This window comes from Micrococcales bacterium, assembly GCA_016703125.1.
Taxonomy (GTDB): domain Bacteria; phylum Actinomycetota; class Actinomycetes; order S36-B12; family UBA10799; genus JADKAV01.
In genome coordinates, this window is record JADJCR010000001.1 from 305724 (window position 1) to 316096 (window position 10373).

General features: G+C 68.5%; 10 protein-coding genes and 1 pseudogene. 8 read left to right on the forward strand and 3 right to left on the reverse strand.

From position 1 onward, the window contains the following. Positions 1 to 38: 38 nt before the first annotated feature. Positions 39 to 1115 (forward strand): phosphotransferase, encoded by a 1077-nt coding sequence (locus IPG68_01470; protein MBK6762018.1) that lies wholly within the window; start codon positions 39 to 41, stop codon positions 1113 to 1115. Here IPG68_01470 and IPG68_01475 read toward each other — a convergent pair. After that, positions 1112 to 1486, reverse strand: a complete 375-nt coding sequence (locus IPG68_01475; protein ID MBK6762019.1) for a hypothetical protein — start codon at positions 1484 to 1486, stop codon at positions 1112 to 1114. The two genes, IPG68_01470 and IPG68_01475, sit on opposite strands and share 4 nt — an antisense overlap. 77 nt (positions 1487 to 1563) lie before the next feature. Between IPG68_01475 and IPG68_01480 the strand changes: the two genes are divergently transcribed. The 5 genes from IPG68_01480 (at position 1564) to IPG68_01500 (ending at position 3906) form a co-directional block, all read left to right on the forward strand. Next, positions 1564 to 1887: a hypothetical protein gene (locus tag IPG68_01480; GenBank protein MBK6762020.1), complete on the forward strand. Its 324-nt coding sequence runs from the start codon at positions 1564 to 1566 to the stop codon at positions 1885 to 1887. 102 nt (positions 1888 to 1989) lie between these two features. Next, on the forward strand, positions 1990 to 2577 hold the full coding sequence (locus tag IPG68_01485; protein MBK6762021.1) for a translation initiation factor IF-3: 588 nt from the start codon (positions 1990 to 1992) through the stop codon (positions 2575 to 2577). A 16-nt stretch (positions 2578 to 2593) separates the two neighbouring features. Then, positions 2594 to 2791 (forward strand): 50S ribosomal protein L35, encoded by a 198-nt coding sequence (rpmI, locus tag IPG68_01490; protein MBK6762022.1) that lies wholly within the window; start codon positions 2594 to 2596, stop codon positions 2789 to 2791. Positions 2792 to 2804: 13 nt separating this feature from the next. Next, entirely contained in the window at positions 2805 to 3170 is a 366-nt protein-coding gene (rplT, locus tag IPG68_01495; GenBank protein ID MBK6762023.1) for a 50S ribosomal protein L20, read from the forward strand. A gap of 1 nt (position 3171) precedes the next feature. Beyond that, entirely contained in the window at positions 3172 to 3906 is a 735-nt protein-coding gene (locus IPG68_01500; GenBank protein ID MBK6762024.1) for an RNA methyltransferase, read from the forward strand. Between the two features lie 85 nt (positions 3907 to 3991). Here the strand turns inward: IPG68_01500 and IPG68_01505 are convergent, their stop codons facing one another. Beyond that, the gene (locus tag IPG68_01505; protein ID MBK6762025.1) at positions 3992 to 4924 is read right to left on the reverse strand and encodes an MBL fold metallo-hydrolase; all 933 of its coding nucleotides are present in this window, start codon (positions 4922 to 4924) and stop codon (positions 3992 to 3994) included. Positions 4925 to 4978: 54 nt separating this feature from the next. Here IPG68_01505 and pheS point away from each other — a divergent pair. After that, positions 4979 to 6087: pseudogene (gene pheS, locus IPG68_01510) on the forward strand (phenylalanine--tRNA ligase subunit alpha). Next, entirely contained in the window at positions 6087 to 8519 is a 2433-nt protein-coding gene (locus tag IPG68_01515; protein MBK6762026.1) for a phenylalanine--tRNA ligase subunit beta, read from the forward strand. Before pheS ends, IPG68_01515 begins: the two are co-directional and overlap by 1 nt. A 149-nt stretch (positions 8520 to 8668) precedes the next feature. Here IPG68_01515 and IPG68_01520 read toward each other — a convergent pair whose 3' ends face one another. After that, a complete protein-coding gene (locus tag IPG68_01520) occupies positions 8669 to 10318 on the reverse strand; it encodes an AMP-binding protein (protein ID MBK6762027.1) in 1650 nt (549 codons plus the stop codon). Positions 10319 to 10373 lie beyond the last annotated feature (55 nt).

Below are 10373 nucleotides of genomic sequence, written 5' to 3' on the forward strand. Positions count from 1 at the left end.
CGGCTGCCGGCCAACGCTTCGTCGTCTACGCTGCGGGAGTGCTCGCTGACCGTGTGGTGGAGGGGCTGCTTGGACTGTTCGGCGCGGAGCCCGACGTGCGGGTGCCCGACGACAAGGGTCAGCCGTGGCTCACGGTCAAGTACGGCGACGACCCCGACGAGGTGTTCGGTGTCGTCCGCGCGCGGGTGGCGGATCGCAGCGTCATCGTCAAGGTGAATCCGCCGCGGGGCATCGGGCAAACCTTGATCCCGTGGATCATCTCCGAGCAGGGGATCGCTCTGCCCGCGCCCTACGACAGCTTCCCGGCCGCCGCCGAGACGAGCCACACCGGGGAACGCGAACCCGCGGTGTACGCACTCAGCGCGTGTGCCGATGTGCGGCCGGCGTTGCTGGGTTCATTCGACGCTGAGGGGCAGACCGCGCTCGTCCTCGAGGACCTGGGGCAGATCTCCGGGCTGGATGCCAGCGGTGCGATCGAGCGCTGGCCGACCGAACGCATAGAACGGGCCCTGCAGGCCGCCGCGGGCTTCCACGCAGCGACCGCGGGCCGGGACTTCCCCTGGACCGTGCGCCGACCCAGCACGTCGACCGCTGTGGTGGACGCCCCCCTGTGGGCGGCGTTGCTACAGGACGCCGCGGCGCGTTCCCCCGACCTCATCACCCCCGAGGTGCTGGCGGCGCGGTCGGCCACCATCGACACGATCGAGCAGTGGCACCCGGCCAAGGACGCCATGCCGGGGTGCCTGGTCCACAACGACTTCAACCAGCGCAACGTCGGCTTCCGGGACTCCGGTGAGGTGGTGGTGCTCGACTGGGAACTGGCCAGGGTGAACACCCCGCAGCGTGACGTGGCGGAGTTGCTCACCTTCACCCTCGACGCGCACACCCCGCCCGAGGAGGTGCTGCACCTGCTGGCGGTGCATTGGCAGGCACTGGCCGACAACGGTCTGTCTGTGGATCCGGACCTCTACGCCCAGGCCGCGGCCGCGGAGTTCCGGGTCCAGTCGGTTGACCGGATCGGCATGCAACTGATCTTCGGCGCGGCCTTCGATCTGCCCTACCTGGCACGGATCAACCGCACCGTGGACCACCTGGTGGCGTTGACTGCGGGCTAGGGCTCCCGCGGCGTCCACACCACGCTGACCACCGACGACTTCGCCAGGACCCTGCCCGTCTTGGCCACGACCAGCGCCCGGTACCTGCCCACACCCGGTTGGTAGCCCTCAATGTCGTCCTCGACGCGCCCGGAGGGCCCGAGCCGGAACGAGTCGATGCCACGCCAGGCCGCGATGCCCTTCACCTGGATGCGGACCCGCGTGCCTTTGGCCTTGGCTGCGGGTGTGACGGTGATCGTGTAGGGCACGTCCGCGCCGACCGGGGCGGTGCTCTTGGCGATGCTCAGGGTGGGCTTCAGGTCCGCACCCATGGCCGGGGCTGCGGTGAGGATGCCCAGTACTGCGAGGGTGCCGGTGATAGCCGTTCTCATGGTGGCCTCCGCCTCCCAGTCTGCCCCGCACGCGGGCGCCGTCGCGCGTGTTGCCCGGTGGGGTCGAAGATGGGGGTGTGAACTCAACCCCTTGGCGGGCGATGGTGGACGAGGTGCTGCGAGGCAACCCCAGATTGCCGGCCACCACCCGCGCCGCCCTCAGTGTCCTCATCGACATCGATGCCGAGGTCGACAAACGCGGCGCGCCCTATCCGCAATCGCTGGCTTATCTGATGGCCATGTGCCAGCAGGCCGATCCCACGCTCGCCGATCTGGCGCAGCCGCCGCCGGGGGAGCACTCCGTGATCGAGCTGCTGAAGGCGTTCGCCGAGGATGGCCAGCCGGACTGGTCGGCGCTGGGCCGGGTCGCTGCCGGTTGGCTGGCGGACCTCGTCGGGTGACTGCCTGCTACGCTGTGTGAGTCGAAACCTCGACACCTGTGCAAGCGGAACCTGGCGTTCCCACCTCCCGGATTCGACGTCCGGTGGTCCTACGGGTGCCTGATCACATCAGGCGCGCCTTCCGTTTGCCAACCGCAACGAAGGAGGCGCCTCATCAGCGAAGAACCACGCGTCAACGACCGTATCCGGGTCCCGGAGGTCCGTTTGGTCGGACCCAACGGTGAGCAGGTCGGCATCGTCAGAGTGGAGGACGCGCTGCGACTGGCAGCGGAGTCCGACCTGGACCTGGTGGAAGTGGCCCCGATGGCCAAGCCGCCGGTGTGCAAGCTGATGGACTACGGCAAGTTCAAGTACGAGGCGGCGCTCAAGGCGCGCGAATCGCGCAAGAACCAGGCACACACGGTCATCAAGGAGATGAAACTCCGCCCGAAGATCGACAAGCACGACTATGAGACCAAGAAGGGTCACGTAGAGCGTTTCCTCGGTCAGGGCGACAAGGTCAAGGTGACCATCATGTTCCGGGGCCGGGAGCAGTCCCGTCCGGAGCTGGGGTTCCGTCTCCTGAGCCGCTTGGCGCAGGACGTTGAATCGTTGGGATTCGTGGAAGCGTCGCCGAAGCAGGACGGCCGCAACATGATCATGGTCCTCGCACCGCACCGGAAGAAGACCGGCAAGGGCGAGCAGGCCTGAGGACATTAGGAGAGACATGCCGAAGATGAAGACCCACAGCGGCGCCAAGAAGCGCATGCGTAAGACGGGTAAGGGCAAGATCATGCGGGAGCAGGCGAACAACCAGCACATGTACGAGCAGAAGAGTTCGCGCCGCAAGCGCCGCCTGCGCCGTGACCAGGTGCTGAGCCCGGGTGACACCAAGATCGCCAAGCGCCTTCTGGGCGAGCGCTGAGGAGGACTGACAGATGGCACGTGTGAAGCGCGCGGTCAACGCGCAGAAGAAGCGTCGCACCACGCTTGAGAAGGCCAGTGGCTACCGTGGGCAGCGCTCCCGGCTGTACCGCAAAGCCAAGGAGCAACTGCTCCACTCCGGGGTGTACGCCTACGACCACCGCAAGGACCGCAAGGGCGACTTCCGTCGCCTGTGGATCCAGCGGATCAACGCCGCGGCCCGCGCGAACGGGATGACCTACAACCGGTTCATCCAGGGACTGCGCCTGGCGGGCGTCGAGGTCGACCGTCGCATGCTCGCCGAACTCGCGGTGAACGACGAGAAGACCTTCGCGGCGCTGGTGGAGACTGCCAAGGCGGCTCTGCCCTCCGCAGCCTGACATGACTTCGAACGGCCCCACCTCGGTCAAGTCCGACCGGGTCGGGGCCGTTCGGCGTCTGGCCAACCGGAGGTTCCGCGAGCAGGTCGGCAGGTTCCTCGTCGAGGGCCCGCAGGGCGTTCTGGAGGCCGTGCGGCATCAACCGGAGTGCGTGGACGAGGTCTTCGTCGTGGCGGGGCATGCGCTCGCAGTCGACGGTGTGAAGGTCACCGAGGTTCCCGAGCCGGTTCTTCTCGCCATGACCGAAACCGTCCACCCGCAGGGCGTGGCCGCGGTGTGCCGATTCCTGCCTTTCGCGCCGCCGGACGATCCGCAGTTGATCGTGGTGCTGCACGAGGTGCGCGACCCGGGCAACGCCGGCACGATCCTGCGCACAGCCGATGCTGCTGGCGCCGATGCCGTCTACTTCACCGGTGACTCCGTCGACCCGTACAACGGGAAGTGCGTGCGCAGCACCGCCGGCTCCCTGTTCCACATCCCCTTCACGTCCTGTGCGCTGTCCGACGTGCCGATGGCCGGACTGCAGGTACTCGCCACCTCGGGTGCCGGGGAGCGGGATCTGCGCGAGGTGGATCTGGGCTTGCCCACCGCCTGGGTGTTCGGCAATGAGGCCCACGGTCTGCCCGATCTCGGGTTGCCCACGGTCTCAATCCCGATCTTCGGGGCGGCCGAGTCGCTGAACCTGGCGTCGGCTGCGGCCGTGTGTCTGTACGCGAGCGCCCTGGCGCAGCGGTAATTGGGCCTTCCCCCTTTGCGTTGGTTGACGTTCGTCGCTGCACGAGCCCCACCCAACTGCACGAGCCCCATCCAACTCGCGCTCCCTACACCTTCTCCTGCAGATCCAGCCAGCGCATGATCCCGGCCACGTTGGCCTGGGTGCCCGCCAACTCCTCCTGCTTGGCCAGCACTTCAGCGTTGTCGTACAGGGCGGCATGGCGCGCTCGGTCCTTCTCGCGCACCATGGCGACGGCGTGGTCCATGTCGGCAGTGACCTCCCGGGCGAGCCGCACCGCGTCCACCCATGCGTGCAACTCGTCCACGGAGGCGTCCAGGGTCTCGTCGATGTCGGTGACCGGGCCGAAGTGGCTGAACAGCAGCCGGGTCGGGCGGACGTCGCGCATCGCGGCCAGGGAACTCAATGTCAGGTCCAGGTCGAAGTCCGGGGGAGGGGTCGCCGGCCGGACGTCGGCGGTCTCGGGGACGTAGACGCCGGCGGCGTCGCCGGTGTAGAGATCCCCGGTGGCCGAGTCGACCAGGCCGATGTGGTGGGACGCGTGCCCCGGGTTGTGGAATGCGGCCAGCGACCGGCCGTCGCCCAGATCCACGACTCCGCGCTCGGCGATGGACACGATCCGGGACGCGGGCGTGGGCAGCAGGTCGCCGAACAGCCGGTCCATAGCCGGGCCGAATACGCGCCGGGCGCTGGAGACCAGGCGTTCGGGATCCGCCAGGTGCCGGGCACCGCGCTCCTGCACCACGATCTGCGCCCGCGGGAACGCTTGCGCGAGATCGCCGACCCCACCGGCGTGGTCGAGGTGGATGTGGGTCACCACGATCGTGGCCAGATCGTCCGCACCGATGCCCAGCCTCTGCAACTGCTCCATGACGATGGGCGCCGACCGGGCAGTGCCCGTTTCCACCAGGCAGGGCCGCGAACCGCGGATCAGGTACGACGAGGTGATCGACTCGTAGCCGCCCATCCGCGTGTCCATCAGGAAGACGTCGTTGCCGACTTCCACCGTGTCCGCGTGCATGAAACCATCCTGCACCGGCGAAAGTCCGTTGAGGCGGCCCAATAGAATCGTGGGGTGTCCGCACCCAACAAGAACTTCGACCCGGTGACGCCGGCCGCGCTGCAACCAGCATCGCTGCAGGCCCACGTCGACGCGGCGCTGACCGCGATCACTGCCACCGAAGACCTCGCCGCGCTCAAGCAGGTCCGGATCGAGCACACCGGTGATCGCTCGCCACTGGCCCTGGCCAACCGCGAGATCGGCGCGCTGCCTCCGAGTGCCAAGGCCGAGGCGGGCAAGGCCGTCGGTGCCGCCCGCGGGCAAGTGACGCAGGCGCTCAAGGCCCGGGAGGCCTCGCTCAAGCTGGCCGAACGGGAGCGGATCCTGACCAGCGAGCGAGTCGACGTGACGATGGTCAACGACCGCGAGCCGGTCGGCGCCCGTCACCCCATCCACACGATCAGCGAACACATCGCCGACGCATTCGTGTCGATCGGCTACGGCGTGGTCGAGGGCCCGGAGTTGGAATCGGAGTGGTTCAACTTCGACGCCCTGAACATCGATCGAGACCACCCCGCTCGCACCATGCAGGACACCTTCTTCGTCGGTGCCGCGGACAGCGGAGCAGTGCTGCGGACACACACCTCGCCACTGCAGATCCGCACGATGCTCAACCAGCAACCGCCGGTTTACGTGGTCTGCCCGGGCCGGGTCTATCGCACCGATGAACTCGACGCCACCCACACCCCGGTGTTCCACCAGGTGGAGGGGCTGGCCGTGGACAAGGGCCTGAGCATGGTCGACCTGAAGTCGACCCTGGACTGGTTCGCCGCCTCCATGTTCGGCGAAGGGATCGTCACCAGGCTGCGGCCCAGCTACTTCCCCTTCACCGAGCCCAGCGCTGAGGTGGACCTTGAGTGTTTCGCCTGCCGGGGCCAGAGTGTGGGCAACCCGGATCGTCCGTGCCGCACCTGCTCGTCGGAGGGCTGGATCGAATGGGGGGGTGCGGGATGGTCAATCCCCGCGTGTTGCAGTCCTGCGGCATCGACCCCGACGAATACACCGGTTTCGCCTTCGGGATGGGCATCGAGCGCACGCTGATGTTCCGGCACGGGATCACGGACATGCGTGATCTCGTCGAGGGGGACGTCCGCTTCACCGCGGCCTTCGGAATGGACAGCTGATGCGCGCTCCGCTGAGTTGGATCAAGGAGTACGCCGCCCTGCCCGCCGGCGTGACGGCACGGGAGGTCGCCGACAAGTTGATCGGGATCGGCCTGGAGGTCGAGTCCGTCGACGAGGTCACCGTGACCGGGCCGCTGGTGGTCGGACGGATCCTGCAGATCGAGGAATTGAAGGAGTACAAGAAGCCCATCCGGTACTGCCAGGTTGACCTCGGTGACCACACCCGCGGGATCATCTGCGGCGCCACGAACTTCGCCGAGGGTGACCTTGTCGTCGCGGCTCTGCCCGGATCCGTGCTGCCGGGCGGTTTCGAGATCACTGCCCGCAAGACCTATGGCCACGTGAGCGACGGCATGCTTGCCTCGGGGCGAGAACTCGGGATCAACGACGAGTACGACGGGATCCTGGTGCTCACCGAGGGGGAGGTGGGTGCCGACGCCCGCCCGGTCCTCGGCCTCGACGACGCCGTGCTGGACATCGCGGTGACACCGGATCGCGGGTACTGCCTGAGCATCCGGGGGATCGCCCGGGAGGCGGCGCTCGCCTACGGAGCGGACTTCACCGACCCCGTCTCACTGGTGCCCGACCTGCCCGCCGAGGGCCGGCAGCACCCAGTGGACCTGCAGTACGGTGCCGACCGGTTCACCGCCCGGGTGGTGTCCGGGGTCGATCCGCACGCCCCGAGCCCGGCCTACATGGTCCGCCGGCTCAACCAGTGCGGGATGCGGCCGGTGAGTCTGGCCGTGGACATCACCAACTACGTGATGCTGGAACTGGGCCAGCCGCTGCACGCATTCGATGCGGACAAACTCGCGGGGCCGATCCAGGTGCGCCGGCCGGCCAACGGTGAGGAACTCGAGACGCTGGACCACGTCCAGCGCCGCCTCGACGCCGCCGACGTGGTCATCGCCGACGATTCCGGAGCCGTGGGCCTGGCCGGTGTGATGGGTGGTCTGACGACCGAGATCGACGACGAGAGCACCAACGTCGTCCTTGAAGCCGCCCACTTCCAGTCGGCGCTGGTGGCCGGAATGTCCCGGCGGCACAAGCTTTCCTCGGAGGCGTCCCGGCGTTTCGAGCGCGGCATCGACAGCGATCTGGCGCGCGCGGCGTCCAACCGCGCGGCGCAACTTTTCGCGGAGTTGAGCGGCGCGACGGTCGGTGGCCTGGTGGACGTGGATCAGCGGGAGACGATCCCGGCCATTGCGCTTCCGATCGATCTGCCGAGCCGGATCGTGGGCGTCGAAATCCCCGCGGACCGGGTGCGGTCGATCCTCACCGGTATCGGGTGCCGCGTGGACGGTGAGTCGGTCACGCCGCCCAGTTGGCGTCCCGACCTCACCGCCGCGATCGATCTGGTGGAGGAAGTGGCCCGCGTCGTCGGGTACGACACCATCCCCTCGCGGGGGCCCGCCATGGGCACCGGGGTGGGGCGTTCCGAGCACGACCGCCTGCAGCGGCAGGTGCGCCGGCGACCTGCGGAACTCGGCCTCACCGAGGTGCTCAGTTACCCGTTCGTGGGCATGGCCGAACTCGATGCTCTCGGGCTGGCCACCGAGGACCCCCGCCGAACCTGCGTCCGTCTGGCCAACCCGCTCCGCGACGAGCAGCCGTTCATGCGCACGACGCTGCTACCGGGCCTGCTGGCCGCGGCCCGGCGCAACGTCAGTCGCGGTGCGGAGACAGTGCTGGTCTACGAGTACGGACAGGTGTTCCGCGACGTCGACGAAGTGAGCGCTCCCGTCGCCGAGGCGGGCGCCCGCCCGGATGCACAGGTGCTGGAGGCCATGCTGTCGGCGTTACCGCGGCAGCCTGAGCACCTGGCGACCGTCCTGTGCGGCGAGTGGTCGCAGCCCGGCTGGTGGGGTGCGGGCCGGCCGGTGGAATGGTCCGATGCGGTCCGGCTGGCGGTCTCGGTGGCCCACAGCGTCGGCGTGGAGCTGACGGTGGAGCAGGACGGAGAGGCACCCTGGCATCCGGGGCGTTGCGCCCGCCTTGTGGCCCGCGGCGAGGCCATCGGTCATGCCGGCGAGCTGCACCCAGACGTCGTTCTGGCCTACGGTTTACCGGCCCGAAGTTGTGCCGCGGAGATCGATCTGACCGCGATCCTGGCGGCGGCACAGCCGGTGGCCGCGGCCCCGCGGGTGTCGGGATTCCCCGTGGCGAAGGAGGATGTCGCACTGGTCGTCGATGAGCAGTTGCCATCCGCGACGCTGCTGCTAGCCCTGCGCGCCGGAGGAGGCGAACTGCTCGAGGCGGTCCGACTGTTCGATGTCTACTCCGGGCCGCAGGTTCCGGACGGCAAGAAGTCGCTGGCGTTCTCGCTGCGCATGCGTGCCGACGACCGCACACTGACCGACGAGGACATAGCAGCGGTACGCGACGGTGCCCTGGCGGCGGCGGCCGAAGTGGGTGCGGTGCTGCGCGGCTGAGTGGGTATGCCCAACGGTGCCGCACGCTGTGTCCAGCCGCGAGGATGGAAGACAGTCCCGAGGTGAGAGAACCCACATGCGGGATCTCTCACCTCGTGCACGAACTCCAACCTGGTGGCCGCCGCGCGCCACGGGGCCCGTGCGGATCCCTAGAGCAGGTCTTCCTCGTCGAGTTCCTCGACGGTCACTTCGCCGGCCAGCACCCGGCGCAAGACCTTGCCCGTTGCATTTCGGGGCAACTCCTCGACCCGACGTACCTCGCGCGGACGGTGGTGCGGGCCGAGTCGCTTGCGCGCCCATTGGAGCAGTTCCTCGTCGCTGGGGCCGTCCTCGGCGACCACGACGTGCGCGACGAGCACTGAACCGTAGACCGGGTCCGGGCGGCCGGTGACCGCGACGTCGAGCAGTCCCGGGTGGGTCCGCAGCACCTCCTCGACCTCCGTGGGATGAACGTTCTCGCCGCCCGTGACGACGATGTCGTCGGCACGCCCTTTGATGGTCAGGCGTCCATGCTCGTCAATGCAGCCGATATCTCCGGTCGCGACCATGCCTTTCACGGTGCCGCGAGAGCCGTCGCTGACGAATTCGGCGATGGAGGTGCGGCTGCGCACGAACACTCGGCCGTCGGTCCCGCGGGGCACGGAGCGGCCCTTGCGGTCGAGCACCTCGACCCGCACGCCGGGCATGGGTGCCCCGGAGGTGTGGGGGTCCTGGCGCAGGTCCTCCGGGGTGGCGATGGTCGCGTAGGCCGCCTCGGTCGTGCCGTAGAGGTTGTACAACACGTCGCCGAAGTCGTCCATGAAGCGGGTGGCCAGGTCCCCGGGAATGGCCGAGCCGGAGACCGCGACGCACTTCACCGATGTGAAGTCGTACCTGCGCTTGGTCTCTGCCGGCAACTCCACCATGCGCTTGAGGGTGACGGGGACGGTGATGATGGTCTCCACCTCATAGGCCTGCGCCAGGGCCAGGATCCGCTCGGGGTCGGGGTGCCGCAGCAGGATCTGGGTGTTGTCCATGACCGTGGCCATGCGGTGATGCATCCAGCCCCATGCGTGGAACATCGGCGCGGCGATCATCGTCACCGAACCGAGGCGCGTGGGGAACGCGTGTAGCAGGGCAGCCACGGAATCCAGTGGCGCGGTGGTGCGTGCCGCGCCTCGCAAGGGACCGCCGGTCGTGCCGCTGGTGAGGATCACGTGTTTGCCCGCCTGCTTGGGTGGGGCCACGTCCCCGCTCCACGGCATGGAGTCCAGCAGGGGGATGCCGGCGGGGTCGTCGAGTCCCAGGCTGAGGACCGTGTCCGGACACACCCCGGCGAACTCCCGGTCACGGATCATCAGCGTGATGTCGTGCGCTGCGCACACCGCGGCCACCTGCTCAGCGGTGGCACCGGTGTTCAGGTAGATGAGATCGGCGCCGGTGCGCGACACAGCAACGATGCTCTCGGCGTAGCTGCGCGAGTTGCGTCCCAGTAGGCCCACCGTCGTACCTGGTTGGGCCCCCCTGTCCAGCAGGGAGTTGGCCAGGACCGTGGTCCGGTACTCGGCGTCGGCGTACGTGATCTCCTCCTGCTGGGGGTCGTCGACGTCGACGATCGCCACCGATTCGGGATCGCGCACCGCTCCCAGTGCGAAACCCAGGGAGGCGGTAGTGCCCCACTTGCGCAGGGCGGTGAGCATGCGGGTGGCGACCAGGGGGTTCCGCGGCCTCGCCAGTCCGGACCGTAGCGCGCCGAACGTCCCGGCCTTCGCGATCTCAGCCGCGTCGGCCACGGTGCGCAGCGGGTCCAAGGGGCGCATACCCTTATCTTGGCGCAGCGGTTCCGGGGGGTGACCACCACGTCTATGCGTGTAT

Excerpts from the sequence above, each read along its gene's own strand:
- IPG68_01475 (MBK6762019.1), bottom strand. The coding sequence starts at position 1,486 with ATGAGAACGGCTATCACCGGCACCCTCGCAGTACTGGGCATCCTCACC.
- IPG68_01515 (MBK6762026.1), top strand. The coding sequence starts at position 6,087 with ATGCGCGCTCCGCTGAGTTGGATCAAGGAGTACGCCGCCCTGCCCGCC.
- rpmI (MBK6762022.1), top strand. The coding sequence starts at position 2,594 with ATGCCGAAGATGAAGACCCACAGCGGCGCCAAGAAGCGCATGCGTAAG.
- IPG68_01500 (MBK6762024.1), top strand. The coding sequence starts at position 3,172 with ATGACTTCGAACGGCCCCACCTCGGTCAAGTCCGACCGGGTCGGGGCC.
- IPG68_01505 (MBK6762025.1), bottom strand. The coding sequence starts at position 4,924 with ATGCACGCGGACACGGTGGAAGTCGGCAACGACGTCTTCCTGATGGAC.
- rplT (MBK6762023.1), top strand. The coding sequence starts at position 2,805 with ATGGCACGTGTGAAGCGCGCGGTCAACGCGCAGAAGAAGCGTCGCACC.
- IPG68_01520 (MBK6762027.1), bottom strand. The coding sequence starts at position 10,318 with ATGCGCCCCTTGGACCCGCTGCGCACCGTGGCCGACGCGGCTGAGATC.